This window comes from Sediminibacterium sp. C3 (assembly GCF_000508085.1).
Lineage (GTDB): Bacteria > Bacteroidota > Bacteroidia > Chitinophagales > Chitinophagaceae > Sediminibacterium.
Window position 1 is genome coordinate 242038 of the sequence record NZ_KI669560.1, and the last position, 26509, is coordinate 268546.

General features: G+C 39.9%; 23 protein-coding genes and 2 pseudogenes. 21 read left to right on the forward strand and 4 right to left on the reverse strand.

Features of this window, described 5'->3' with window-relative positions:
* Positions 1 to 60 precede the first annotated feature (60 nt).
* The 7 genes from F777_RS0101130 to F777_RS0101160 all read left to right on the forward strand — a co-directional run bounded on the left by F777_RS0101130 (position 61) and on the right by F777_RS0101160 (position 7158).
* The gene (locus tag F777_RS0101130) at positions 61 to 612 is read left to right on the forward strand and encodes an RNA polymerase sigma factor (RefSeq protein WP_026750435.1); all 552 of its coding nucleotides are present in this window, start codon (positions 61 to 63) and stop codon (positions 610 to 612) included.
* On the forward strand, positions 605 to 1390 hold the full coding sequence (locus tag F777_RS0101135) for a hypothetical protein (protein WP_026750436.1): 786 nt from the start codon (positions 605 to 607) through the stop codon (positions 1388 to 1390). Before F777_RS0101130 ends, F777_RS0101135 begins: the two co-directional genes overlap by 8 nt.
* A 24-nt stretch (positions 1391 to 1414) precedes the next feature.
* Positions 1415 to 2893 carry a hypothetical protein gene (locus F777_RS0101140; RefSeq protein ID WP_026750437.1) on the forward strand — a complete coding sequence of 493 codons (1479 nt, stop codon included), beginning with the start codon at positions 1415 to 1417 and terminating at the stop codon, positions 2891 to 2893.
* A gap of 107 nt (positions 2894 to 3000) precedes the next feature.
* Entirely contained in the window at positions 3001 to 4260 is a 1260-nt protein-coding gene (locus F777_RS0101145) for a hemolysin family protein (protein WP_026750438.1), read from the forward strand.
* Between the two features lie 2 nt (positions 4261 to 4262).
* Positions 4263 to 5117 carry a twin-arginine translocase subunit TatC gene (gene tatC / locus F777_RS0101150; protein WP_026750439.1) on the forward strand — a complete coding sequence of 285 codons (855 nt, stop codon included), beginning with the start codon at positions 4263 to 4265 and terminating at the stop codon, positions 5115 to 5117.
* Between the two features lie 24 nt (positions 5118 to 5141).
* A complete protein-coding gene (rpiB, locus tag F777_RS0101155; protein ID WP_026750440.1) occupies positions 5142 to 5597 on the forward strand; it encodes a ribose 5-phosphate isomerase B in 456 nt (151 codons plus the stop codon).
* 13 nt (positions 5598 to 5610) lie between these two features.
* The gene (locus tag F777_RS0101160) at positions 5611 to 7158 is read left to right on the forward strand and encodes a M28 family peptidase (RefSeq protein WP_026750441.1); all 1548 of its coding nucleotides are present in this window, start codon (positions 5611 to 5613) and stop codon (positions 7156 to 7158) included.
* Between the two features lie 115 nt (positions 7159 to 7273).
* Here F777_RS0101160 and F777_RS0101165 read toward each other — a convergent pair whose 3' ends face one another.
* From F777_RS0101165 to F777_RS0101175, 3 genes are all read right to left on the reverse strand, one after another.
* Positions 7274 to 8698, reverse strand: coding sequence for a SusD/RagB family nutrient-binding outer membrane lipoprotein (locus F777_RS0101165; protein WP_026750442.1), 1425 nt, complete (start codon positions 8696 to 8698; stop codon positions 7274 to 7276).
* A gap of 33 nt (positions 8699 to 8731) precedes the next feature.
* The gene (locus F777_RS0101170) at positions 8732 to 11944 is read right to left on the reverse strand and encodes a SusC/RagA family TonB-linked outer membrane protein (protein WP_026750443.1); all 3213 of its coding nucleotides are present in this window, start codon (positions 11942 to 11944) and stop codon (positions 8732 to 8734) included.
* A 276-nt stretch (positions 11945 to 12220) separates the two neighbouring features.
* Positions 12221 to 13195 carry a deoxyhypusine synthase family protein gene (locus F777_RS0101175; protein ID WP_026750444.1) on the reverse strand — a complete coding sequence of 325 codons (975 nt, stop codon included), beginning with the start codon at positions 13193 to 13195 and terminating at the stop codon, positions 12221 to 12223.
* Positions 13196 to 13296: 101 nt separating this feature from the next.
* Between F777_RS0101175 and F777_RS0101180 the strand changes: the two genes are divergently transcribed.
* The 14 genes and pseudogenes from F777_RS0101180 to F777_RS15255 all read left to right on the forward strand — a co-directional run bounded on the left by F777_RS0101180 (position 13297) and on the right by F777_RS15255 (position 23874).
* The gene (locus tag F777_RS0101180; protein WP_026750445.1) at positions 13297 to 14058 is read left to right on the forward strand and encodes a class I SAM-dependent methyltransferase; all 762 of its coding nucleotides are present in this window, start codon (positions 13297 to 13299) and stop codon (positions 14056 to 14058) included.
* Positions 14059 to 14487: pseudogene (locus F777_RS18470) on the forward strand (glycosyltransferase family 87 protein); the annotation flags it as partial.
* Complete coding sequence (locus F777_RS18285; RefSeq protein WP_255326221.1) at positions 14480 to 15262, forward strand: glycosyltransferase family 87 protein; 783 nt, start codon at positions 14480 to 14482, stop codon at positions 15260 to 15262. The pseudogene F777_RS18470 and the gene F777_RS18285, both read left to right, overlap by 8 nt.
* The gene (locus tag F777_RS0101190; protein WP_026750446.1) at positions 15259 to 16191 is read left to right on the forward strand and encodes a glycosyltransferase family 2 protein; all 933 of its coding nucleotides are present in this window, start codon (positions 15259 to 15261) and stop codon (positions 16189 to 16191) included. The genes F777_RS18285 and F777_RS0101190 overlap by 4 nt, the downstream gene beginning before the upstream one ends.
* The gene (locus tag F777_RS0101195) at positions 16184 to 16954 is read left to right on the forward strand and encodes a polysaccharide deacetylase family protein (protein ID WP_026750447.1); all 771 of its coding nucleotides are present in this window, start codon (positions 16184 to 16186) and stop codon (positions 16952 to 16954) included. Before F777_RS0101190 ends, F777_RS0101195 begins: the two co-directional genes overlap by 8 nt.
* Positions 16955 to 17045: 91 nt before the next feature.
* A complete protein-coding gene (locus F777_RS0101200) occupies positions 17046 to 17324 on the forward strand; it encodes an autorepressor SdpR family transcription factor (protein ID WP_304412552.1) in 279 nt (92 codons plus the stop codon).
* Between the two features lie 5 nt (positions 17325 to 17329).
* The gene (locus tag F777_RS0101205) at positions 17330 to 17992 is read left to right on the forward strand and encodes an SdpI family protein (protein WP_026750449.1); all 663 of its coding nucleotides are present in this window, start codon (positions 17330 to 17332) and stop codon (positions 17990 to 17992) included.
* The gene (locus F777_RS0101210) at positions 17982 to 19412 is read left to right on the forward strand and encodes an alpha/beta hydrolase family protein (RefSeq protein ID WP_026750450.1); all 1431 of its coding nucleotides are present in this window, start codon (positions 17982 to 17984) and stop codon (positions 19410 to 19412) included. The genes F777_RS0101205 and F777_RS0101210 overlap by 11 nt, the downstream gene beginning before the upstream one ends.
* Positions 19409 to 20002 carry an acyl carrier protein phosphodiesterase gene (locus F777_RS0101215; protein WP_026750451.1) on the forward strand — a complete coding sequence of 198 codons (594 nt, stop codon included), beginning with the start codon at positions 19409 to 19411 and terminating at the stop codon, positions 20000 to 20002. The genes F777_RS0101210 and F777_RS0101215 overlap by 4 nt, the downstream gene beginning before the upstream one ends.
* Positions 20003 to 20031: 29 nt before the next feature.
* On the forward strand, positions 20032 to 20604 hold the full coding sequence (locus tag F777_RS15245) for a DUF2911 domain-containing protein (protein WP_051408345.1): 573 nt from the start codon (positions 20032 to 20034) through the stop codon (positions 20602 to 20604).
* Between the two features lie 4 nt (positions 20605 to 20608).
* Positions 20609 to 21748 (forward strand): cystathionine gamma-synthase, encoded by a 1140-nt coding sequence (locus F777_RS0101225; RefSeq protein WP_026750452.1) that lies wholly within the window; start codon positions 20609 to 20611, stop codon positions 21746 to 21748.
* Complete coding sequence (locus tag F777_RS0101230) at positions 21749 to 22804, forward strand: serine hydrolase domain-containing protein (RefSeq protein ID WP_026750453.1); 1056 nt, start codon at positions 21749 to 21751, stop codon at positions 22802 to 22804.
* Between the two features lie 4 nt (positions 22805 to 22808).
* Positions 22809 to 23581 (forward strand): annotated as a pseudogene (locus F777_RS15250) (TIGR02757 family protein).
* Between the two features lie 8 nt (positions 23582 to 23589).
* The gene (locus F777_RS15255) at positions 23590 to 23874 is read left to right on the forward strand and encodes a hypothetical protein (RefSeq protein WP_037369005.1); all 285 of its coding nucleotides are present in this window, start codon (positions 23590 to 23592) and stop codon (positions 23872 to 23874) included.
* A 5-nt stretch (positions 23875 to 23879) separates the two neighbouring features.
* Here the strand turns inward: F777_RS15255 and F777_RS0101245 are convergent, their stop codons facing one another.
* Positions 23880 to 26450, reverse strand: coding sequence for a glycoside hydrolase family 9 protein (locus F777_RS0101245; RefSeq protein ID WP_037369008.1), 2571 nt, complete (start codon positions 26448 to 26450; stop codon positions 23880 to 23882).
* Between the last annotated feature and the right edge of the window lie 59 nt (positions 26451 to 26509).

The window sequence follows — 26509 nt, forward strand, 5'->3', positions numbered from 1 at the left end:
GAATTTTTACCACCCCTTTCCAACTTTTCATCAAATACCACTCTTACTCATGAAAACTGCTTGGAACAGGTAATAGACATACAAAAAGCTGCTGTAAAAAAGGCTTGCACCGGAGATGCAAAAGCCCAGGCTTGGTTATACGAGCAATACAGCAAAGCCATGTTTACTATCTGTACCAGGATGACGGGTAACACCTCAGACGCAGAAGACATACTACAAGACTGTTTTGTAATTGCATTTAAGAACCTGCATCAGCTAAAAGTAGCTGAGCAGTTTGGAGGATGGCTAAAAAGAATTGTAGTAAACGAATGCATTCGTTTTTGTAAAAAAAATATGCATTGGGAAACCTGGGACAACGAGAAGCAGGGGAACCTGGTGGAAGAAGAGACTGAATGGTGGAAGACCATTGATTTCAAAATCATTCACCGGACCATCAAAGAATTGCCCGAAGGATGCAGACAGGTTTTTACGCTGTATGTATTCGAAGACTATTCGCACAAACAAATTGCTGAAAGCATGGGCATTTCAGAATCAACCAGCAAAAGCCAGTACCAGCGGGCCAGGGCATTATTGCAACAAAGAATTCAAAAACAAATTCAGATTCATGGATGAGTTAAAAAAATATCTGAAGGAAAACCGATCTGCGCTGGATCTGGACGAACCTGGACCTCAGGGCTGGGAAAAAGTACAGGCCAGACTACAGCAAGAGCGCCCCGCTGCTAAAGTGGTGCCCATTAAAAAATATTTTCAATGGTCGGTGGCCGCCTGTGTATTTGTGCTGGCTGGAATTGGGTTATGGTCTTTATTGGAAACAAAACCTGAAAAACTTCAGCAACAGGTTCTTAGAACACCAAATGAAAGTGTGCCAAATAAAAATGCAATGGTGGGGGTAGAGAATAAATCAGAGAGCCCCGCAAATGTTGCTACTGAAAAGGATGGCTTGAAAAGCGATCGTAACATAGTAAACACGGCAAACCATTCATCTAACGGAATCAATAAACCCTTGGCCAACAAACAAAACAACAGCGGCTCACAAGGTTTGTCAAAAGATGTTCTTGCTTCTTTAGCCAGTGTAGAAAACGGATTCACACAGGTAATCAATTTGCAGAGAGGAAAAATCAGTACTACGCCTATGTATGCAGAATCGGCAGCATACTTTAATGAATTCAAAATGCAGATTCAGCAAATTGAAGCCGATGAAAGACAATTGAAAAAAGAAATCAGCAAGAAAGGACTTACTGCCAATCAGCTTGATCAACTGATTGACTTGTATCAATATAAATTAACTGTTCTGAAACAGCTGCAGCTGGAAATGAACAAAACAAACAATCGTTTTAAACAAAACCGAGGACCCGTAGATTCTACCCGCGCCTATTTTATCAATATCTAAAAATTTGATTGTAAAAACAGTATTATGAAAAATAAAATTCAACAATCGCTACTGGTAGCTGCCTGCTTACTGAGCTTTGCGTCTGCGTTTGCTCAAGAGAGTACTACTACTGAAAAACAAGCAGAAAAGGAAAAGCAGAAAGCCGAAAAAGAAATGCTAAAGGCTGATAAAGAAATAAAAAATGCCAGCAAAGAAATAAAAGCTGCGAATATTGAAGTTCGCAAAGCAGTAAAAGAAAGTATGGCAAAAGCCCTGGAACCTATTGTAGTAGAAGGTTTCCCTATGAGATCCCCAGGTGCCATTACCGTTACAGGATTCCCAATGGAACGATTTTTCCATGAAGAATATAGTTTCAAAGATTTAAAAGACGTAAAGTCCAAAGAAATCAGTCAGGAAATCAGTGTTGCTAAATCAGCTGAAATTTTCATTGACAATACTTCCAGGAATCTTCAAATAAAAACCTGGGACCAGTCAAAAGTGAAAGTGGTTACCACCGTATATTTTGAAGGCGAAGGAAAATTAAGTGATGAGGAATGGTTCGAAAAAATGAACCTGTCTTTGAAAACAGTTGGCAACATCGTTCGTATTAAATCGGGAACTATTTCTGGTGGAAGTTATACCATCAATGGGAATACTTTTGGATGGAGTGGTAATCCAGCGGTTGCCGTATTTAATGATAAAGGAGAAAATATTGGCAGCAAATCGAACATAAAAAGAGTGGTAACCATTTATTTGCCGGCAACTGCCAAACTGGATGTGGACACGAAATATGCCGATGTACAGGTTACGGGCAATATTGCAACAGCTACCATTAGTATTACCAACGGTAATGTGGAAGCAGAAAGCTTCTCCAAATTGTTTCTTCGTTCCAAATATTCCAATGTAAATATTGAAAACGCAGGAGTAGCGGAAATTGAATTCATGAATGGCCGCTTCAGCGCCAGAAGTATTTCAGATGCAGACCTGGATACCAAATATGCAACGGTAGAAATTGGCAGTACCAAAAAAGCAGTATTCAGAAGCACCAATGATGAATATGAAATTGATGAAGTCGACGAACTAAGAGGCAGAAAGAACTATGGCAATCTAAGAATAACCCAATTAAATGGTTCACTTGAAATGGATGGCACCAATGCTGATGTAAAAATCAGAAACGTAGGAGCCAATCTGAATCTGATCAAGATTGACAACAAATATGCTGATATCCGCATTCCGTTAAGAAGCATTAAGAACTATACAGTAAACTTCAACGGCGCCTACAGCACCGTTTACGGCAACTTTGAAAAGCAGCCGGTTGAGGTTGAAGAAACAAAAAAACCTGTTGCAAAAGAAAAGGAAAAAGAAACCGATGCTTTGTCCAGACAGTTGATCGAAATCAATCGTTCCATAACCAGGTATTCACAAGCAGGGGGCAATGAATCCCGCTTCATGGCAAAAGTTGGAGAAGGCAAAGGACTTAAAATTGATATGAGTTGTCAGAACTGCACAGTAGACTTTAAATAAAATAGCTATATAAACTTTACAGCACCGATTCTCATGTGTTAAATCGGTCACGTACCCCGTTTCTACGGGGTACTTTGTTTGGGTATATCCCTTAACTTTGGCTTATTATGGCGCATATCTATACCATTCTTAGTATAGTGGGTACTTTATTGTTTATCGGCTTCTTTGCCGGATATGAAATTGCGTTCGTTACCGCCAACAGACTTAGCATTGAGTTGAAGAAAAAACAGGGTAAAAGAAGCGGCATCATTCTGGCTCAATTCATTGAATCTCCTGCAAGATTTATTGGCACTTGTTTAATTGGGGTGAATTTATTCCTGGTAATTTATGGTTTGCTTTTCGATGAACTGTTGAAAGCAGGCATCTGGTTGCCGTTGAAGATTGAAAATGATTTTTTAAAACTGGCTTTTGACACATTGCTCTCTACAATAGTTGTGCTGGTGATTGGTAAGTTTTTGCCCAAAGCCATTTTCAGAGCCAAGAGCGATAGCCTGCTTTTTGTATTTGCCCCTGTTGCCAACTTTTTTCACAACTTATTTTTACCCCTGACCAATCTCTTTGTTAATATTTCTCAATGGATATTAAAGTACTTATTCAACGTTAGGGTAAAAGATAAAAACGAGGCATTTACCAAAATAGACCTGGAGCATTTTTTTCAGCAAACCAAAGACCAGGACGAAGAAAATCAGGAACTGAATACGGAGCTTTTTGAAAACGCATTGAGTTTGCCTACGGTTAAAATAAGACAGTGCCTGGTTCCCAGAACTGAAATTGTAGCATTGGAGGTAAACGACAGTATTGCAGAAGCAAGGGCATTGTTCATTCAGACCAAACTCAGCAAATTACTGGTGTACGAAAACAGCATTGACAATATTGTAGGATATATTCATCAGTTAGACTTGTTTAACCGACCCGAAAATATCAAAGCCATGCTACACCCGATTGTAGCGGTTCCTGAAAGCATGAGTGCCACTGACCTGATTAACAAGTTTACCAAAGAGAGAAAAAGCATTGCCTGGGTGGTTGATGAATTTGGTGGCACATCGGGTATTGTTACCATGGAAGATTTACTGGAAGAAATATTCGGCGAGATTCAGGACGAATACGACACAGAAGAATTTGTTGAGAAACAATTGGCAGAAGATGAATTTATTTTCAGCGGTAGATTGGAACTGGATTATTTGAATGAGAAATACAACCTTGATTTTCCTACCAGTGATTCAGAAACCCTTAGCGGATATATCATTAGCGAACACGAAACCATTCCCAAACAAAAAGAAACCATTATCATCAATAATTTCAAGTTTGATATTTTAACTGTATCTGAAAGAAGAATTGAAATGGTTAAGATGAAAGTACTTCAATAAACATGGCACTATTTAATAGAAAAGCGGCGGCAGATCAGGAAGAAATGTCTTTTATAGACCATCTGGAAGAATTAAGAGGGCATATCATTCGCTCGATTATTTCCATACTCGTAATGGCGATAGTCATTTTTATTTATCGCAACTGGATTTTCGACAATATCATTGTAGGGCCCATCAATAAAGACTTCGTTAGCTACAAAGCCCTTTGTGATTTTAGCCACTGGCTTAGAATAGGTGATGCACTTTGTATGCCGCCGGTTGAAGTAACCATGCAGAGTACCACTTTCGGAGGGCAGTTCCTAAGCACAATCAGCATGGCCATTGTTGGCGGTATCATTATGGCTTTCCCTTATATTTTCTGGGAGTTCTGGCGTTTTGTAAAACCGGCCTTAAAAGAAAAGGAAATTAAAAACACTCGTTTCATCATTTTCTGGGTTTCCTTTTTCTTCTTTTGTGGCGCAGCTTTTGGTTACTTTTTATTAGGCCCTTTTACCTTCAACTTCCTGGCAGGATTTCAATTGGGTACTGAAAATATGATTGTTACCCGACCCACTTTTTCTGATTATTTAGACAACCTGACCAATATTATTTTAGGATGCGGGCTGGCATTTGAACTGCCTGTTTTAGCGCATGTATTAACACAGATTGGGATTGTTACGCCGGGTTTCCTGAGAGCAACCCGTAAATACGCAGTGGTGATTATTCTGATTGTAGCTGCCTTTATTACACCAAGTCCGGACTGGATGAGTCAGTTGATTGTATTTATCCCATTATTCCTTTTATATGAATTAAGCATTTTAGTTTCTGCTAAAGTGTACAGAAAACTGGAGAAAGAAGAAGATAAGGAGTGGGATTAGTAAGCCTTAGTAAAAACCCTTAGTATGCCATATGTATTTGACGCTTCCAAACCCATATCTATTGGAAGCGACCACGCCGGATTTAGCTATAAATCTGCCTTGATTTCCTGGTTAACCGAAAAAGGTTACAAAGTTACCGACCATGGAACTTATTCCCTGGATTCAGTAGATTATCCCGACTTTGCACATCCCACAGCGAGTGCTGTAGAAAACGGAGAATCCAGTTTTGGTATTTTAATCTGTGGCAGTGCAAATGGTGTAGCCATTACAGCTAATAAACACCAGGGCATCCGAGCGGCTTTGTGCTGGCAGAATGATGTTGCAGAACTGTCCAGATTACACAACAATGCAAATATTATTTGTATTCCGGCCAGATTTGTAGCACTCCCTTTGGCAGAACAAATGATAGATCTTTTTATGAATACTCCTTTTGAAGGTGGAAGACACGCGAATAGAGTAAATAAAATAAGCTGTAACTAAAAAAATAAAAGCCATGATGAAACAAATCCTGTTCGGTGCAATGTTCCTTTCGAGTGGAATTGCATATGGACAAAAAGAAGATGCATCAGCAAAATTTGCTGCATTGATTACCCCCGCTTCCATGAAGCAGAAATTAACGATTCTCGCTGGTCCGGAAATGGAAGGCAGAGAAACTGCTATGCCAGGCGAAAGAAAAGCGGCAGCCTATATTGAATCTGAGTTTAAAAGAATGGGACTAAAGCCCGGCAATGGCAATAGTTATCAGCAATACTTTAATGTTTACCAGGACGAACTGGCCAGTATTGAATTAAGAGTTAATGGTAAATTATACAACTGGGACAAAGACTATATGATGTCTTTACAATCCATCGCCAACGGAGCTACCAGTTCTAAGGAATTGGTATTTGTGGGATACGGTCTTGTAGACAAAGCAGCTGGCATAGACGATTATGCAGGTTTGGATGTAAAAGGTAAAATAGTAATGATGCTGGATGGTGCACCCGCCGGATACAAAGCTCCGACTCCTGCCCCAGGTACCAGAACGCCAAGTCCAATTTCAGGTGCTGCCAAAGCTACAGCTGCCAGAACAGCTGGCGCAACAGGCATCATTTTAGTGTCCAAGGATTTCCCTCGTAAAAACCCAACTCCTACCAAGGGAAATATGTACATGAACAAGCCTGCTGGTGCTCCTTTTATGATGGTAACTGTTTCTGAAGAAATTGCTTCTGCATTAGCAGGAAGAACAGCAAAGTTGAGCAGTGAAGCATTGGCCAGCCTAAACAAAGGCAAGTACACAGCAGAACTAAGTATCAATGCCGATAAAAAATCAATAGCATTGGAAACCAGCAATGTTATTGGAATCATTGAAGGAACTGATAAAAAAGATGAGTACGTTTTCATGACCGGACACCATGATCACTTGGGTAAAAGAGGCGATGTAATTTATTACGGAGCTGATGACGACGGATCAGGCACGGTTGGTGTAATGCAAATGGCTGAAGCTTTTGCAGCAGCTGCAAAAAAAGGAAACAAGCCTCGCAGAACGCTGGTATTTATGACTGTAAGCGGTGAAGAGAAAGGCCTTTGGGGTTCTCAGTACTATTCAGACAATCCCATTTTCCCAATGGAAAAAACCACAGTTGATTTAAATACCGATATGATTGGTCGTGTGGATACAGAAAGAAAAACAGCGGATACTTTAAATTATATTTATGTAATTGGTCATGATAAGTTAAGCTCTGATTTGGCAAAAATTAATGAAGGCGTTAATGCCAAATACTTAAACATGACTTTGGATTATAAATACGATGATCCAAAAGACGTGAACAGAATTTATTACAGAAGCGACCACTACAATTTTGCACGCAAGGGTGTTCCGATTTTATTCTTCTACGATGGTATGTTGAAAGCAGAATATCACCAACCAGGCGATACCGTTGACAAAATCAACTTCGAATTAATGGAAAAAAGAGCGAAGCTGGTATTTCATACCGCATGGGAAATGGCCAACAGAGATGAAATGCTAAAGCGTGATATTCCATTGACTATGCCAGCCAGATAAAACAGACAAGAGATTTAAAAGTCTCCTGAATAAATACTTCAATTAAAAAGCCCCGGTCTCAGATGAGGCGGGGCTTTTTGTTGGCAGCAATCCTTAAACTTAAACTATCGAGAACTTATTTTACCAACCACATCAAACCATAGTTCTCATCTTTTCCTCCCAATGCAGTTACTGCAGCTGCATAGTTAACTGGATTTAAAGATGCTTCGGTTGGTGAATAACCTAAACGCATTGGAATTCCTCTTGAATCAACTGCATCTACTGCAGGAGTTAATACAGGGAAACCTGTTCTACGCCAGTCTTTCCAGGCTTCATAGCTGGCCAAATAATTGTGCACCCACTTCTCAGTCATGATTTTCTTATGACCATCTACAGAACTGTATGCAACTTCAGGTAGTGCCACATAGGTATCATACTTTGCCTGATTAAATACACCATACATTTCCCATGATGCTTTGATAGCAGCCTTATATTTGGCTTCTGCTTCAACATCACCGCCCGCAACATAGCCTAGCTTAGCAGCTTCAGCCTGCATAAACAATACCTGTGCATAGTTGTGTAAAGTAAGCGGAGAATCCTGGCTTCTGAAAGCAGTACCAATTCTGCTGTATGCAGCAGGAATATTAACTGCTACGTTTCTTCCGTAAGGCAATCCTTTGATTACACCACCTGCTAATGTTTCAGCAAAAACTGGCAACCTTGGATCTGCTTTAGGATCCATATAGTCTGTCATGGTTTTACTGATAGCATAATCGTTTCTGTTACTGATGGTATAGTTGTTATACCAGGGATTGTAGTTATTGGGATCACCTGCAATATACTTGTAGTTGATATTCTGTGCATTGCTGGTAATTACACCTGCAGCTAGCGCAGCAGCATATTCGGTTTTACCTTTTGCAAGATCAGCCTTAGAAATTCTCAATGCCATTACCATACGGGTAGTATTGGCAAAACGCTTCCATGCAGCCATATTACCATTCAAAAGAATATCACCCACAACTGCGGCTTCTGATTCATTAATCTGGGCAACTGCTTCAGTAAGCTCTTTAAATAAGGCAGTATAGATATCCTGCTGCTTATCGTATTTAGGTGAATAGTTCTTATCTCCCTGCAATGCTTCCGTATAAGGAATATCACCCCAGATATCGGTCATTTGCAAGAAATAATAGGCTTTTAGAATACGGGCAACTGCAATCTGGTTATTCTTGGAACCATTTCCATTTGCAGAAGAAGAACCAGCATTATTATAATTGATGATGGTTTGTAAGTCATACAAAGGACCCGTATACCATCCTGCAAAACTTGAGTTTCTGTCACTGTACAAGGAAGAACCCGGATAAGGACCTTCAGATATATGCTGCACGTACATGGAACCCAATCTGGCACTGGTAACATAGGTGCTCAAAGCCTGCTGGGCATTGGTTAAAAGCGCTTTGGTAGAAGCCGTTGTTAGCTGCGCTGGTGAAATATTGGTATCACCAAACTTGTTACAACTCTGTAACGTAGCCAGCAAACCAAAAAATATTAAAATCTTTTTCATAAAATGTCTTTTTGTTTTTACTGAATTCGTTTACTAAAATGAAGCCCTTAAGTTGAAACCAAATTGTCTGGTAGAAGATAGCTGACCACCTTCACGATAAAACAATTCCAACTCGGAAGGATCAACACCCCATTTCTTGGTTGTAGCCCAGATTAACCATGCATTCTGAACCATGAATCCGATATTGGCAGACTTAACAAAAGGTACCGCCTTTAAAAGAGAAGCGGGTAGTGTGTAACCGAATCTGATCTCTCTTAATTTGATATAAGAGGCATCTAACAATACATTGCTTGCATCTCTCTGACGAGCAGTATACCAGTAGGCTCTTGCAGAAATGTAACGATTGTTTTCTTTTCCTGCCAAAGCGCCGTTGGCAAAAATGCCCGGAATTCTGATACCACCATTACCGGTATTACCGCCTGCAGTAGTATATGAACCTGGATAATCTCTCCAATCATATCCCTTGTCGTTTTTACCAACTGTTTCCTGAGAAAGACCAGCACCTGTATTAAAGTTTCTGGTTTCAGAGTAGAATAAACCACCGCTTTGGAAATCAATTCCGAAAGTAAGATCAAAAGACTTATACTTTAAAGAGTTAAACATACCTCCGGTAAACTTCGGTAGTACATTCCCGATTGGCACGTTAATATCATACAAAGGCTGACCTGTTGCATCAATTAAAGTTTGACCAGTTGTTGGATCTGTTCTCCATTTTCTTCCATAATATGTACCCCATTCGCCACCAACTCTATGCTCTAAACGAGTATCATAACGGTTGGTTGCATACAGGTAAGTATTGATGCCAGGAGCCAGTTCCTTAATACTGTTCTGATTCTTAGCCCAGTTAAGGGTAACATCCCAGCTAAAGTTTCTGGTTTCAATGGGCTTACCGCTAAGGGTAATTTCAATACCCTTACTTTGAATATTACCTGCATTAATTTGAGCAGTAGAGAAACCGCTGGCAGGTGTTACATCAATACCTAAGATCTGATCGGTATTGTTGTTCTGGTAGTAAGTAACATCTAAGCCAATTTTCTTGAATAAACGCAATTCAACACCAAACTCATAGGCCTTGGTTAAAGCAGGACGAATGCCGCCGCCTTTAAACTGATTGCCAATGGTTGCTGAAGGATTGGTTCCGTAAAAAGATCCGTTGCCAATAGCCAAATTCAGTGCATGAGCACCTAAGTCTGAACCTACACTGGCATAAGAAGCTCTTAGTTTACCATAAGTAAGCCAGCTAGACTTCAATAATTCTGTGAAGATGAAACTGGTGCTTAAAGATGGATATAAATAAGAGTTGCTTTGTGTTGGTAATGCAGAAGACCAGTCATTGCGCAATGTTCCTTCTACAAACAACATGTCTCTCCAACCTACTGAAGCTTTACCTAAAACAGAATTCACTGTTTTCTTTTCATAAGAACGGCTAACGCTTGGTCTGGAAATAGAAGCAGCAATATCAAAATAGTTAGGAGAACTTAATCCACCCTGAGTACTCATGGATAAAGCACTGTAGCTGTTCTTACGAACGTTACCACCCACCATTGCATCTACAGAAAAATCACCGAATTTATTCTTGTACATGATATTGGTTTCGTAGTTCATTTCAGAATAACGATCCTGTGAAATATCAAAGTAATCCAATGTTAAAGCACCCGTTGGCATTCTGCCTGTATTTTCATTATTGTAAGTATTTGCTCTTACATAAGAAACGATGTTCAGGTGTTTGTTGATTTTAATATTCATTCCAATATTACCAATCAATCTGTTTTGCGCCTGAGTAGAGAAAGCTTCGTTAGCTATAAAATACGGGTTATCCCAGTATTGTGGTCTTCCGTAAACTTTAATATCTGCACTCGCATTCGGGTCTCCGATATTCCAGGAGTTCAAACTACCATCTGGTTCTCTGTAATTAACCATGCGCTTCATGTCTAACTGACGCTGAAACCATTGGTTAAAGTTTTGTGTGATATTCAAACCATCTAAACGATATCCTTCAGCAGGCTTACCTTTTGTACTATTGGTTGTGTAAGTAAGATCAGTAGAGATAGTGATATATTTACCAATATCAAATGAACCATTCAAAGCCAGCTGATGTTGATCTCTGTTGGCATTTGGAATCATTAAGCTTCTGTTCTGATTGGCATAAGTCATTCTGAAATTATATCCTTCACCACCAGAAGAAAATGCAATAGAGTTATTTTTATTAACTCCTGTTTTAAAGAAATCTCTAACGTTATTAGGTTGTGCAACCAACGGTGTTAACTGACCAAATTCAGCACCAGGATACCAGCTCCAGTATGCACGGTAATTGTCTCCGTTCATTTTAGGACCCCAGCTTTCATCGGCACCATACTCCAACATTCTTTGACCATTGAATGCTGCCCAAGATGCAGGATGGATAGCAGGATTGTATTTAAACAAATAAAAACCCTGTGCATCAAATGCAGTTCCGGCAGAAGTTAGAGAAGAGGAATAACCACCTGCATATTCATTTTGATATGGAGGCAATAAAGCCAGCTTTTCAAAAGTTAAACCCAGGTTTACATCTACACTGGTGTATTTTTTACGAGAACCTTTTTTCGTAGTGATTACAACCGCTCCATTGGCAGCACGCTGACCATATAAAGCAGTTGAAGCAGGTCCTTTCAACACTGAAACAGTTTCAATATTGTCCAGAATCACTGCGGATTGATTCGTAATAGTTCCATCTACCACAAAAATGGGTGCTTGAGGTCCAAGACCAGTAACACCACGTATTAAGATATCGGCATTGTCAAATGAAGAACTAGGTGAACCTACCAATTGAACACCGGCTACCTTACCTGCTAATGAGGTACTGATGTCCAGTGATTTGGCAACGGTTAGGTTTTCACCCTTAACCTCCTGCACCGCATAACCCAATGCTTTCTTTTCTCTTTTAACACCCAGTGCCGTTACCACAACTTCACTCAGGTTATCTACTGCTTCTTTCATTCTAACCGAAGAAGCTTTGTCGGCCGGTAATTCTACCATTCCAAAACCTGTGGCAGTAAACTGCAGCACAGCGTTGGGAGATACAGAAATGGTAAAATTGCCTTCCCCATCAGCACTTACTGCATTTTTAGTGCCCTTTTCTTTAACAGTTGCAGAAGGTACACCCACTCCATTGGTGTCTGTAACCTTTCCTTTCACTGTTGTTTTTTGTGCATAGGTAGTATTCATAAAAAGAATAAAACCCAGCATTAACAACAAAATTTTTCTCATTTGTTTAGGTTTTTGTGATAGAAATTAGGCTTTCAATGTACATAATTTCACTTAATTGTTAAAGAAATCTTAATAGTTTAAACATTAATCCGATTAGATTATACTTAATGAATGAATTTTATAGCTATAAACTATATATATGAGAAATTATAGCTTTATACATGAGGAATAGTGCACAAAAAAGCCCCAATTCAATGAATCAGGGCCACATATTAAATTTTTAATTTATATACTTGCTTATTACAGGTTATTACAATTCAGCAACCTGCCAGCATTTTACCAACCCAATAAATAAGCAAAAATCAACGGAGCAACAATAGTTGCATCACTTTCAACAATGTATTTGGGGGTATGAATATCCAGCTTACCCCAGGTGATTTTTTCATTGGGAACTGCTCCGGAATAAGAACCATAAGAGGTAGTAGAATCACTGATCTGACAGAAATAGCTCCAGAATGGAACATCATGCCACTCTAAATCCTGGTACATCATAGGAACCACACAAATTGGGAAGTCCCCGGCAATACCACCACCAATCTGGAAGAAGCCAACCCCCTTACCACCACTGTTGGCGCGGTACCACTCTGTTAGCCATACCATGTATTCAATACCACTCTTCATGGTAGAAGCTTTCAATTCCTGCTTAATTACATAAGAAGCGAAAATATTACCCATGGTACTGTCTTCCCATCCCGGAACTACTATCGGAAGATTCTTTTCAGCAGCAGCCAACATCCAACTATTCTTTGGATCAATTTCATAATACTGCTGTAAATCGCCACTCAACAACATTTTATACATGAACTCATGCGGGAAATAGCGTTCGCCAGCATTGTCAGCGTCTTTCCAAACCTTATAAATATGTTTTTGTAAACGACGGAAAGCTTCTTCTTCAGGAATACAGGTATCTGTTACACGATTGTAATGGTTTTCCAGTAAATCCCACTCTTCCTGCGGACTCAAATCACGGTAATTAGGCACACGCTTATAATGACTATGTGCTACCAGATTCATGATATCTTCTTCCAGGTTTGCTCCTGTACAGCTAATGATGGCCACTTTATCCAGACGGATCATTTCGGCTAAGCTAATGCCTAATTCTGCAGTACTCATGGCACCTGCCAGACTCACCAGCATTTTACCTCCCTCCAGCAAATGGGTTTCATATCCTTTTGCCGCATCCACCAATGCAGCTGCATTAAAATGTCTGTAATGGTGTTCTATAAACTGAGAAACAGGTCCTTTGCTCATATTATTCATTTTTAAGAGGGCAAAAGTAAATTTTTTAACTGGTATGCCTCTCCTAAATTGTTCTCAAATTTTCGTTACTTGCAGTCCCCCTCTAAAACATCATGGACCAACAATACTTTAAAGAATATTATCATCTGGAAAGAGTAAACTGGTGGTTTACGGTTAGAAGGAAGATATTGAGGGAGCGAATCTGCCGCTTTTTGGGAAATCCTCGGGGAATTCAGTCGCTGAATATAGGCGCAGCCACAGGAACTACTTCAGAAATGCTGGAGGAATTCGGGTCGGTCATGTCGGTTGAATACGATGAAACCTGTTGCAATTTTGCCAAAACCCTGCTGAAAAGCCCCATTATACAGGGTTCCATCACAGAACTTCCTTTTGAAGAAAATTCTTATGATCTGGTCTGTGCTTTTGATGTCATTGAACATGTAGAAGATCATCAAAAGGCAGTGGAAGAAATGTGGAGGGTCTGTAAACCTGGCGGACATCTCTTTATTACCGTGCCTGCTTATATGTTTTTATGGGGAGACCACGATGTAATTAACCAGCACGTTAGAAGATATACCCTTCCGGAATTACTGAAGCTGGTACAGTCGCAAAAAGGGCAAGTGATTTACAAGAGTTATTTTAACTCCATTCTTTTTGCTCCGATTGCTGCTTTCAGACTGATGGCCAATGCCATTCAGAAAATAAAAGGGAAGAAAAAAGAAAGTGTAGAATCGGACCATGCCGTTTTTGGAACGGATGGCTTTTTTAATAAACTATTAGGGAGTGTTTTCTCCATTGATTATTACTTGCTTAAATTAGGATTTCGATTTCCGGCAGGCGTATCCATCATGGTGATCTTTAAAAAAGAAGCATAAATGAATCAGATACAAAACTTACTCTATAAAAAATGGGAAACCAGGTGGGCAGGCAATGTCTATCTGATTCATATCATCTGGTTTTTACTGGCAGCCATTGCCGTAAGCGCAGAAATCAGTCGTGGCTTAACCGGTATAGATAATTACCTGATTTTTGAAGGCGTATTCAGACATGTGGTGCAGGAAAAATATCTTTTCAGTTATTATCCTGATGAATATGTTTCCTTCAATAATTATGGACCTGCATTTTCATTGGTCATTGCTCCCTTTGCATTGCTTCCCACTTATCTTGGTTGCTTTCTTTGGGCAATGGCAAATGCTGCGGCTTTATTTTATGCCTTGAAATTAATCCCCATTGAAGAGAAGCAAAGAATTCTTGTTTACTGGATTGTATTGATTGAAATGATGACATCTATTCATAGTGTCCAGTTCAATCCCATGTTCACTGCTTTTTTATTTTTCTTATGTATTTACGATACGAGGAAAAGACTGGCTGGCTACTTTATTTATAGCATTGGGATTTCTGACCAAATTATATGGCATTGCAGGTCTTGCCTTTTTCTTTTTTTCCAGAAACAAGTTACAGTTTGCACTTTCCTTTATTGCCTGGATGGCCATTATTGTAGTGGCGCCCATTGTATATTCAAGTGCAGATTATATTATGCAGAGCTATGAAGACTGGTATTATCAAATCATCAGACGCAACCAACAGAATATAGACAACTCCAGAACTGCAGGCATGCAGGACATTTCAGTGCCGGGCATGATCAGAAGAATCTTTCATTATTATGGCCCTATAGATCTTCCGATTATTGCCGTTGCTGGAACATTGTTTGGCATTCCTTTATTAAAAAAGCAAAATCAACAACAGGCAAAATTTGGTTTGTCCTATCTGGCATTGGTATTAATTTCCGTCGTGATATTTAGCTCTGCTGCCGAAAGCCCCACTTTCGTGATTGCGGTAACGGGTGCCGCAATATGGTTTATACTTCAGGAAAAGCCCATCAGCAATTATGTAAAAATCCTATTGGCAATATTATTTATTTTAACCATTCTATCCCCGACTGACCTGATTCCCCCTTACATAAGAATTAATATTATTCTTGCATATTCACTGAAAGCTTTACCTTGTTTTATCATCTGGTGCTGGTTAATCATCAGTTGCTGGAAAATTCATTTACCCAAAATCCATTCCGGGCAATGAGTAGATTAATCAGTTTTGTTATTCCGGCTTGCAACGAAGAAAAGAATATTCCTGTTATTGTAAAGGAGATTTCCGCAATTATGACAGGCTCGCCTTACAACTATCGATTTCTGTTTGTGGATGATGGAAGCAGCGACCAAACACTTTCTGTTTTACAACAGCTTTCCAAAGAAAACAATCATGTTCACTACCTGAGCCTTTCCAGAAATTTCGGCCACCAGAATGCCCTGAAAGCAGGTCTGGACCATGCAGAAGGAGATGCTGTTATCATGATGGACGCCGACCTACAACATCCGCCAGCTTTAATCCCCCTGTTACTGGAAAAATGGGAAGAAGGAACAGATATGGTTTATACCATCCGAAAAGAACAGGAAGATTTGTCTTTGCTGAAAAGGAAAACATCTGCTCTATTTTATGACGTAATCAACAATATGTCTGACATTGAACTGGAACAGGGCACTGCGGATTTTCGTTTGATGGATAAAAAAGTAGTAGATGCGTTCAGACAATTGAGAGAACATGAATTGTTTATCAGAGGACTGGTAAAATGGATGGGATTCAGTCAGGCAGGTATTGCCTATGTACCAGCAGCCCGTTTTTCCGGCGCTTCCAAATACACCATTAAAAAAATGGTGCGCTTTGCACTGCAGGGTATTACTTCTTTCAGCACAAAGCCTCTGTATATGGCGGCCTATCTGGGTTTTAGTTTTGCGTTTTTATCGGTCTTATATATACCCTATATCGTTTATAGCTTTTATCAGGGCCATACCGTTTCAGGCTGGGCTTCCATTGTTGCTGCCATTGCTTTTTTTGGGGGATTACAACTGATGATTCTTGGAATCATCGGACTGTATCTGGGCAAGCTGTTCATGCAAAGTAAAAACAGGCCGCACTACTTTATCAAAGAAAGAAGCTGGGAGAATGAATAAAAAAGTTTTTCTGAGTTTTGATGTAGAAGAATTTGACATGCCGCTGGAATACCAGCATGCCATATCTGTTGCTGATCAGATGCAGGTGGGTATCAATGGGCTTGATGCCATTCAACCTGTCTTGGAAAGAGCACCCTCGACCTTGTTTACGACAGCTAATTTTGCCAATCATTTTCCGGAACGCATCCGGATGCTTGCAGAAAAACATGAAATAGCTTCACATACTTTTTATCATACGGATTATGAAACAGCAGACTTATTAAAGTCAAGAATCAGGCTGGAAGAAATAATCGGAAAAAAAGTAACTGGTCTGCGAATGCCACGCATGCGTCCGGTATTAATGAAAGATGTATTGGAAGCCGGATATCAATACGACTCTTCTATCAATCCAACCTGGTTGCCCGGCAGATACAATAATTTTCATTTACCCAGAACCGCATACAAGGAAGAAGGCATTGTCAGAATACCAGCATCTGTTAGTCCCGGTATCCGCATACCCCTATTCTGGTTGAGTTTCAAGAATATGCCCTATACTGTATATAAGCAACTTTGCCTGCAGACCCTGGCAAAAGATGGGTATCTCTGCTTGTATTTTCATCCCTGGGAATTTACGCCAATTGAACCCTATGGTTTACCAGCCTATACCCGCCGCTGGTGTGGTCCTTTACTTGTTGAAAGACTGATGCAGCTGGTGAAGGATTTATCTAAAGAGGCATCTTTTGATACGATGAATCAGTTTGGATTTCCCGTTATGATGAAGTAGTTACTTAAAAAAGGATTTCCCATTTTACAGATTCAACTACAGTTTGATTTCTCACTGTAAAATTTGCAATTCTGAAATATTATTTAGACATTTGTCTAAATATCTAAGAGTGAATATCGTTTTTAAGGCACTAAATGACGCAACAAGAAGAGAAATACTGGAACTATTGAAGGATAGGGATATGACTGCCGGAGAAATTGCTGAACAATTCAATATTTCCAAGCCCAGTATTTCGCATCACCTTGACTTGCTTAAACAGGCAGGGCTGGTGATTGCCAACAAAGACGGACAGTTTATTCATTATTCCATTAATACAACAGTAATGGATGAAATGCTGAAATGGATGCTACAGTTTAAAAGAAAAAAATAAATCGCATGAAGACATTTAACTGGAGAGAATGGCTCATCATTGTAATCTGCATTGGTTTACCTATTGCATATCTGGCCAGTATTTACGGGTCATTGCCCGATATTGTACCCACCCATTTCAATCACAAGGGAGAAGTAGATGGAAGGGGTGAAAAATCAACCCTGCTTGTGATGACACTATTCATGACAGGGATATCACTATTCACTTATTTTCTGGTTAAATATGCCAACAAAATAGATCCGAAAAAATCCGGTCAGTCGCCTGAGTTGTTGCAAAAAATTGCCTACATGCTGCTCGTTTTTCTGAGTGCCATACAAATGGTGATTATTCATTCAACTCAAACCGGCAGCCTGGAAGGAAACAAATATTTGTTGCCGCTGATTGGCTTGTTATTTGCCGGATTAGGCAATTTTATGCACAGCATTAAACCCAACTACTTTATAGGAATGCGTCTGCCCTGGACTTTGGAAGACCCTGAGAACTGGAGAAAAACACATCAGATTGGCAGCAAGCTCTGGATGGCAGGGGGAATTGCAATTGCCTTTATTACTCCTTTTTTTAACGGTGCTCCTGGATTCACAATGACCATGGCAATACTGGCAGTTATTGTTATTTATCCTATGATTTACTCCTATCGATTCTATAAAAAACAGCAACATGAGAAATAAATGGATACACTTTTTTTTGGTCACTGTACTGATTGGAAAGAATAGTATTGCTCAGGATATTACGGGTATATGGAAAGGCGGCTTAAGCATCAATGGAAATGCTTTGCCCCTGGTTTTTACCATTACAAAATCGGGCACGCAATTAGCTTCCACTTTTGATAGCCCTGCACAAAATGCATTTGGCATTAGTACTGGCTCTACAGAGCTGAAGAACGATAGTCTGGTCATTAGAATACCATTAATTAACGGGAGTTATACAGGGAAATGGAATGGAGCAGATAGTATTTACGGAACTTTTCAACAGGGAAATTTCAAAGCTCCGATGGTGCTTTTAAAATCAAAAGAGGGTAAAGCAAGCAAGCCTGAAATAAAAAGGCCACAGACGCCTCAGCCGCCTTTTGACTATTCCATTGAAGAAGTAAATTACAGCAATCAGGAAGGTACAGTTCAGTTTGGAGGAACACTCACCCTTCCGAAAAACAAAAAAGATTTCCCTACCGTAATACTTATCTCCGGCAGTGGTTCACAGGACAGAGACGGATCTATGTTTGATCATAAAATTTATTGGGTACTGGCAGATTATTTAACCAAAGCAGGAATTGGGGTTTTAAGAGTTGACGACAGAGGGGTGGGAAAAACAAGTCTGGGGCCTAATCCAACCCAACTCACCAGTGAAAGTTTTGCCAAAGATGTTGAAGCAGGATTGAGTTATTTAAAAAGCAGAAAAGAGATTAATGCTAAAAAACTGGGATTGATCGGGCATAGCGAAGGAGGCATGATTGCCCCAATGGTTGCTGTCCGTAACAAGAACGTATCCTTTATTGCTTTGCTTGCAGGACCGGGTGTTCCGGGATATGAAATCTGGAACGGACAAATGCGTCGGAACTTTATTAAACCTAACCTGAACGCAGAAGATTATAATAAAGCAGCCAACTTGGTGAACAAAATGAATTCACCCTTCCGTTTCAGCACTTCAGCCGATACCATTAAGAAAAAAATGGAAGCTGTATATGCAGATTGGAAAGCAACAAACTCAACTATTGATGAAAACAAATTATTCCTGGCTACCGGAATCAATCCATACAAAACGCTGGTAAATCAATTTGCTTCGGGTCTTGTATGGTTACAATATTTTTTAAACTATGAACCTTTCGAGAATCTATCCAAAGTAAAATTGCCTGTTCTGGCCATCAATGGATCCTATGATATTCAGGTCTTGGCCAATGAAAATATCAATGGGATAGAAAAAGCCTTAAAAAAAGCAGGCAACAAACAATACGAAGTAAAAATAATACCCTCATTAAACCATTTGTTTCAAACGGCCCAAAGCCCTGAGCAATCTTACGGAAGCATAGAAGAAAGCTTTGCGCCGGTTGCTTTAGAAAAAATAAGCAACTGGATCTTATCGCTGCATAAATGAATTATTTAGCCCACGCATACTTTTCCTTTGATCATCCAGAAATTCTGGCAGGTAATATGATCAGTGATTTCGTTAAAGGGAAAAAACAGTTTGATTATCCAATAGGAATTCAAAAAGGGATTCGTTTGCACCGGGCTATTGATATGTACACCGATGATCATTCGATAACCAAAGAAATCAAAAAGGTCTTCTCCCCGGCCGTTCGTTTATACGCAGGTGCTTTTACAGATATAGTGTACGATCATTTTCTGGCCATCCACCCCAATGAATTTAGTGCAGAAGACTGGATGGATTTTACTAAAAAAACCTATGGATTACTAAAACAGCAGCGGGATTGGTTTCCGGAACCATTTTACAGCATGTTCCCTTATATGGAGCAACAGAACTGGCTGTTTAATTACCGTTACGAATGGGGCATCGAAAACAGTTTTAAAGGACTGGTAAGAAGGGCCACCTACCTGGAACATTCCAATAAGGCTTTTGACCTATTCTTAAGCAACTATACTCAGATACAGGAGCTATCCAATCTTTTTCTTACAGATGTTAAAAAATTTGCCATTGGTCAATTTGAAGAAGGGATAGCGAAATAGGCAAGTATATTTGTAAAAAATATACCCATATGCGAATCGGACTCCTATTGGCATTTGTATTTGCCTCATTTGCAGGATTTGCCCAACAAAAACCAACAGAATTAGACAAGTCACCCATGGACATGAGCTATTGGCCAGACAACTACCCCTTGCTTAAAATGAGTGGGAAAGCCAAAAATCTGCCCATTGCCAGAGTTATATATGGCCGTCCCTTGAAAAATGGGAGAACCATTTTCGGAGGTATCATAAAATACAATGAACTGTGGAGACTGGGTGCCAATGAAGCTACTGAACTGGAAATTTTCAGCCCTGTTAAATTGGCGAACAAGGTATTGCCCAAAGGCAGGTACACATTATTTTGTGTGCCCACAGAAAACAAATGGACCATCATTGTAAGTAAGGATAATTTTTGCTGGGGAAGTTTTACCTACGATACCAGAAAAGACATAGCAAGAGCTGAAATTAAACCTGAAACAACGGAGGAGATAGTGGAAACATTTACCATTTATTTTAAAGATTCAGCAGACAAAGCCAGTCTGGTATTTCTTTGGGATAACCAGAAAGCAGAATTACCCCTTTCATTAGTAAACGCAAAAAAATAACGATATGAAGATTGCTACCAAATACATTCACGCAGGTGCAGAACCAGATCCTTCTACCGGAGCCATCATGACTCCTATCTATCAAACTTCAACCTATGTTCAGGAAGCCCCGGGTGTAAATCAGGGATTTGAATATGCAAGAAGCCAGAATCCAACCAGAAAAGCATTGGAAGAAGCTTATGCACAAATTGAAAATGGAAAATTCGGACTGGCATTTGGCAGTGGTGTTGCCGCAACCGATGCAGTAATGAAACTATTGTCTCCTGGTGATGAAGTAATTGCAGCCAATGATATGTACGGTGGCACTTATCGTTTGTTTTCAAAAGTATACGAGCGATTTGGCATTGTATTTACCTATGTAGACACCACAGATATCCATAATATCAAGAATGCAGTAAGCCCCAAAACAAAACTTATCTGGATTGAAACACCTACCAATCCGTTAATGAATATCACAGATATTGAAGGCACTGCTACAATAGCAAAAGCAAACAATGTATTACTATGTGTAGACAATACTTTTGCTTCTCCCTACTTACAGAACCCACTGGATATGGGCGCAGATATTGTAATGCACTCTGCCACTAAGTACCTGGGTGGTCATAGCGATGTGATTCAGGGAGCATTGATGATGAACAGCGCAGAGCTAAGAGAGCAATTGTATTTTATTCAGAAGAGCTGTGGAGCAGTTCCCGGCCCAATGGATTGCTTCCTGGTATTAAGAGGAATCAAGACTTTGCACTTGCGCATGCAGAGACATTGCGAAAACGGAAGAACCATTGCTCATTGGTTAAGAAAACATCCTAAAGTTGGTAAAGTATACTGGTGTGGTTTTGAAGATAATCCCAACTATGCCATTGCCAGAAAACAGATGCGCGATTTTGGTGGCATGCTTTCCTTTGAATTAAAAGACGATAGCATAGAAGCAGCTAAAAAAGTTTTGTCTTCTACTAAATTATTTTCTTTGGCAGAAAGTCTGGGAGGCGTAGAAAGTTTAATCAATCATCCCGCCTCTATGACCCATGCTTCTATTCCAAGAGAAAAAAGAATTGCGAATGGATTAAGCGATACCTTAATTAGATTAAGCATTGGCGTGGAAGATGCGGATGATTTAATTCATGATTTAGACAATGCTTTAGCATAAATGAAAAGATTCAACGGTTGTTTAATTGGATTGTTCTGCTTGGCACAAGTAGTGCATGCACAGGACAATATTGCTTTGGCCATTCAGACGAAAGTAGACAGTGTTTTTAAATTAAATACAGTGCCGGGTATTTATATTGCCAGTTCTGTAAATGGGCAGCGCCAGTTTTTCAGTGCCGGAGTAGCAGATAAACAAACCAACCAGCCGTTTACTCCAAACACACAATTTGAAATAGGAAGTATCAGCAAAACATTTACTGCTTTTATACTTGAATCGGTATTACAAGCCAATGGCCTGGCCGATACCAGCTTAATGGTGCAATTCTTACCTGATAGTTTAAGAAACAATCCATTGATCTTACCCATTCAATTGGTGCATTTAATGAACCACACATCTGGTTTGCCCAGATTGCCAGAGAATATGGGCATTCCAAAAGATCGCTTACAACCTTATGCCGACTATGATCTTGAAAACCTCTATTTCTATTTGAGCAAAACAGAACCCAGAACATTTGGCAAAGTGGCTTATTCAAATTTAGGTGCAGGACTAGCAGGATTGATTGCTCAAAATATCAGTGGCAAAAGCTATGAGAAATTACTAAACCAGTACATTAATCAACCTTTTCAACTGAAGCATACAGGTTTGCAAGCAGCAAAAAAAATGCCCAAAGCAATCGGATTTTTTGGAAACGAACCAGCTGCTTACTGGGACATGAGTATATTAGCTGGGGCCGGTGGCATTAAATCGGACGCTACTGATTTGTTGCAATACCTTGAATTTATGGCCAGTAAGGCAACCCACCCGGTGGTTCAATCTGTGCTATCTAAAACCGCCAGGCTAAATGACCGGATAGCCATTGCCAAAGGCTGGCATACCCTTGAACAATCTGGCAAAACGCTGATGTATTGGCATAACGGCGGAACATATGGGTTCTCTACTTTTGCTGCATTTAATCCCAAAAATCAACATTGTATTGTGGTAGTGATTAATGCATTCAGCAAGAATGATATTGCAGACAAGCTGGGCATTGAAATCATGACCCACTTATTAAATTAGTGGAATGGAAGCCACGGAGAAATTACAGGCCTTTTTCAATAGAAAAGTAAAAGAGTACAATCAGCCTGGCTTTATTGCCGCTGATCCTGTTTGCATTCCCCACTTATTTACGAAGAAACAAGACATAGAAATAGCCGGATTTTTTGCGGCCATTTTTGCCTGGGGGAACAGAACCACCATTATTCAAAAATCCAGAGAACTGATGCAGCTGATGAATATGCAGCCACATCAGTTTTGTCTGGAAGCAGGCCCTGCTGAGCTAAAAAAACTCGAGGCCTTTAAACACCGCACTTTTAATGCAACCGACTTATTATACTGCGTTGAATTTTTCAGGGAACACTATCAGCAATTTGATTCCCTTGAAAATGCATTCATGCCCGGAAATAAGCCTCCTGATTCTGTAAAAGAGGCTCTTAGTTATTTTCATCATTATTTTTTTCTTTAGAAGATGCTCCGCTAAGAACCCGTAAACATATATCAACTCCCGAAAAAGGGTCTAGTTGTAAAAGGCTGAATATGTTTTTGAGATGGATGGTAAGAAAGGACAAGCAGGGTGTAGACTTTGGCATTTGGAATCAGATAAAACTCCACCAACTCATTTGCCCTATTGATGTTCATGTGGCCAGGGTGGCAAAAAGATTTCAGTTATTAGATCGTAAACAAACAGACTGGCAAGCTGCAGAAGAATTGACCAGCTATTTAAAAAAACTGGACCCTAAAGATCCCGCCAAATACGACTTTGCTCTCTTTGGCCTGGGAGTGATTGAGAAATATTAAATTTAACTATGGCTGAACCCATTCTAGATATTGCAACCATTGAACAGCTGAACAAAGCAGATTTAATCAAGGCCATTGACTGGCTTATCTCGAGGGATTTTGAAAAACTGGTTTTTATTCTTTATCGAATTGATGTAAGCGAAGCAAAAATCAAAATCCTTTTAGACCAGGCTAATACAACGGATGCTGCACCTGTGATTGCAGAAGCCATCATGCAGCGACTGGAAGAGAAAAAAGCCTCCCGCGAAAAATACAAACAAGATCCTACCGCTTCCGATGAAGAAAAGTGGTAGTGAAATCAATTGATTAACTCATCAATCCTTTTAATAGAATGCCCCTTGCTTCGCAGCAAACGAATAATAGCAGGCAGTTCATTGTAGAGTTTTTCTTTTCGTCTGGGATCAGTACCCACGTGTAACAATAAAATATTGCCATTCAATTTTCCGGGGGTTGCTGCCAAATCTTTTAGCTTATTCATCAACGCAGCATTGGATTGGTAACTATTTCCCATTTCGGGCCAGGTATAGTCTGCATTGGTATAAGTTCCCGGAGTAAAACTGAATAATCGAAGTCCGTTCCAATCGCACCAGTTGGCCACACTGTCATTCCACCATTCATATGGTGGAATAAATAATTTACTGTCTCGTGTATCAATTCCCAGGTCTTCCATGGCCTGAAAATTTTTCTTCAGGTCCGTATGAAAAGAATCATAGCTTACCAATAAATGATTCCGATTTGTCCAATCATTGTAAAGCAAATGATTGTTGCTATGTGCTCCCAGATAATGATTGTTTTTTTGCAAAGCTTTTATACCTTTTGTAAATGCAGGATTACGATAAAATCTTCCGGTGAAAAAGAAACCCGCTTTTACTTTTTCGCGGGCCAGAATCTGTTCAACCGTTGTTAATCCCTCCGCATATTCATCTCCTGTAAAAACCAATGCTACAGCAGGTTCTGCGGGATTCAACGATTTAACAACCGCACCCATTTGATAAATAGGAATAGCTGCTGGAGTTCCTGGTTTTGTATTGATATTACTCATGTTTATACTACTGTGCAGTTTTCTATCGCCATTTGTTGACTTTACAGGAGCTAGCCCTTCCTGCTCCTTAGCTGCGAGCAGATAAACCAAGCTGGCTGTTCCATCCATAGTTGGTTCATTGGTGCTATAATCGCCATAATCATCGTGATATACGGCCAAGTCACTTTGGAATTCGGCGTATTCATCCGGATCATTCAACTGAATGCCAATTAAATTTTTATAGATGCTGGTATAAACAGGCCCATCCACTAATCCTCCGTTGATTGGATAGTTCTTGATATGTGTAAAGGCAGAATGTGGATCTACGGGTGTATCGCCCCATTCAGGCAATCCGTATACCATGCTGGTACCCCAGGGATTGCAACCAAACAACCAATCGATATTGGCCTGTGCCAGTTCATCAAATTCTTTGCTACCCGTTAAGTTGCTATACCAAAGACATTGAATGGCAAACGAAACGGTTAAATTATTGCTACACCAGATAAAAGGGACTCCTCTGTAAAAAACGTTATGTTTTGCTTTGTTCCAAACACCCTCTATTCCCTTACGATAAAACTGAATAATGGTATCTCTTCTCTTGTCTTTCAATTGTTTGGCCAGTTCATAATGTCCCAGGTTAATGAAAGGATACCATTGATAATGACTGGCAGTGTCTTTGCCCAACCAGGGTGTAACCGGTTCCTGCAAAGCATATTGAAAAGCTTTATCAGCAGCAGTCTGATCTTTGGCAATCAGCATGGCAGAAGCCAGTTCCATATCATCTACCCAATTGTCTTCTGCATAAATATAGGGCGAGCGTACTGAAGCAGTTTGTGTAACTCCAGGCTTAATAAAAGCATATTCATAGGCAGATAAAGATTTGGTTGCATACAAATCTGCTTGCGGTGTGCCTTTAAAAAGTTGGGAAGCCAGTGAGAAAGCTGCACTGAACTTGGCAGCTGTAGAACTGGTACCCTTGGTATTATTTAAAAATTTACCCCGCTGTTGAGGTTCCCCATTAATAAAATAAACAGGGCGCTCAAATCCTCTTCCGTAATAAGCATCTTCTTTGGGAATGCGCATACTCATATGGTCTCTGTCGTCTGCCAATTGATTAAACATCCAATCTTTACGGGGATGCATTTTTACCAGCCAGTCCAGTCCCCATTTGGCTTCATCCAAAATATCTGCGCGATTATTCTTGCCTTTCAGACCGTTCCAGTCGTACTGATCAGCAAATACATTTTTGAAATCCCGGTATGCTGCCAGTAAATGAAAAGTGGCATTGGCCGTGGTAGTACTATATTGTAAATAATCACTGGCATCGTGCCATCCGCCACTGGCGTCAATAATGGTACTATCCGGCAATCCTGCAGCTGCCCCATACAAAGTATATCCATCATGCGTATGACAACTGTCTTTCAGAAATGGATTATACCCGCTTCTTTGCTGTCGCATGTATTGCAAACAAAAATCGGCTGTACCCTTGTACACATCATCGTCGATCCTGAATTCAGGAGACTTTACTCCTCCTGCCTTAATATAAAATTTACCCTTCCCTTTGAACGCACTGAAATTAAGGCGATACCCCATTGCAAAAGGACCATAGGCTCCAAAACGCTGGCCTGCGGTGGTCTTAAACACCACTTGCTTCGATGCTACACTAATTAATTCAAAATGCGTTATGGAATCTTGCTCCTTACTAACAAATACAGCCACTTTTGAGCCATTGGGCTGATAACCCAGCTGGTTAATCCGAATCCAGCTATTCTCTTTTGCAATAAGATTACCCGTAAAAAAAATTAGCAGTGCAGTAAAAAGCACCCGATTAAAATTCAATTTATTCATGGCAGCAATTATGCCTTAAAGATAAGTGCTAAGGCAGGCTTTTTAGCCTATTTTTGTGA

Excerpts from the sequence above, each read along its gene's own strand:
- F777_RS0101135 (WP_026750436.1), top strand. The coding sequence starts at position 605 with ATGGATGAGTTAAAAAAATATCTGAAGGAAAACCGATCTGCGCTGGAT.
- F777_RS0101140 (WP_026750437.1), top strand. The coding sequence starts at position 1,415 with ATGAAAAATAAAATTCAACAATCGCTACTGGTAGCTGCCTGCTTACTG.
- F777_RS0101145 (WP_026750438.1), top strand. The coding sequence starts at position 3,001 with ATGGCGCATATCTATACCATTCTTAGTATAGTGGGTACTTTATTGTTT.
- tatC (WP_026750439.1), top strand. The coding sequence starts at position 4,263 with ATGGCACTATTTAATAGAAAAGCGGCGGCAGATCAGGAAGAAATGTCT.
- rpiB (WP_026750440.1), top strand. The coding sequence starts at position 5,142 with ATGCCATATGTATTTGACGCTTCCAAACCCATATCTATTGGAAGCGAC.
- F777_RS0101160 (WP_026750441.1), top strand. The coding sequence starts at position 5,611 with ATGATGAAACAAATCCTGTTCGGTGCAATGTTCCTTTCGAGTGGAATT.
- F777_RS0101165 (WP_026750442.1), bottom strand. The coding sequence starts at position 8,698 with ATGAAAAAGATTTTAATATTTTTTGGTTTGCTGGCTACGTTACAGAGT.
- F777_RS0101170 (WP_026750443.1), bottom strand. The coding sequence starts at position 11,944 with ATGAGAAAAATTTTGTTGTTAATGCTGGGTTTTATTCTTTTTATGAAT.
- F777_RS0101175 (WP_026750444.1), bottom strand. The coding sequence starts at position 13,195 with ATGAGCAAAGGACCTGTTTCTCAGTTTATAGAACACCATTACAGACAT.
- F777_RS0101180 (WP_026750445.1), top strand. The coding sequence starts at position 13,297 with ATGGACCAACAATACTTTAAAGAATATTATCATCTGGAAAGAGTAAAC.
- F777_RS0101190 (WP_026750446.1), top strand. The coding sequence starts at position 15,259 with ATGAGTAGATTAATCAGTTTTGTTATTCCGGCTTGCAACGAAGAAAAG.
- F777_RS0101195 (WP_026750447.1), top strand. The coding sequence starts at position 16,184 with ATGAATAAAAAAGTTTTTCTGAGTTTTGATGTAGAAGAATTTGACATG.
- F777_RS0101205 (WP_026750449.1), top strand. The coding sequence starts at position 17,330 with ATGAAGACATTTAACTGGAGAGAATGGCTCATCATTGTAATCTGCATT.
- F777_RS0101210 (WP_026750450.1), top strand. The coding sequence starts at position 17,982 with ATGAGAAATAAATGGATACACTTTTTTTTGGTCACTGTACTGATTGGA.
- F777_RS0101215 (WP_026750451.1), top strand. The coding sequence starts at position 19,409 with ATGAATTATTTAGCCCACGCATACTTTTCCTTTGATCATCCAGAAATT.
- F777_RS15245 (WP_051408345.1), top strand. The coding sequence starts at position 20,032 with ATGCGAATCGGACTCCTATTGGCATTTGTATTTGCCTCATTTGCAGGA.
- F777_RS0101225 (WP_026750452.1), top strand. The coding sequence starts at position 20,609 with ATGAAGATTGCTACCAAATACATTCACGCAGGTGCAGAACCAGATCCT.
- F777_RS0101230 (WP_026750453.1), top strand. The coding sequence starts at position 21,749 with ATGAAAAGATTCAACGGTTGTTTAATTGGATTGTTCTGCTTGGCACAA.
- F777_RS15255 (WP_037369005.1), top strand. The coding sequence starts at position 23,590 with ATGGCTGAACCCATTCTAGATATTGCAACCATTGAACAGCTGAACAAA.
- F777_RS0101245 (WP_037369008.1), bottom strand. The coding sequence starts at position 26,450 with ATGAATAAATTGAATTTTAATCGGGTGCTTTTTACTGCACTGCTAATT.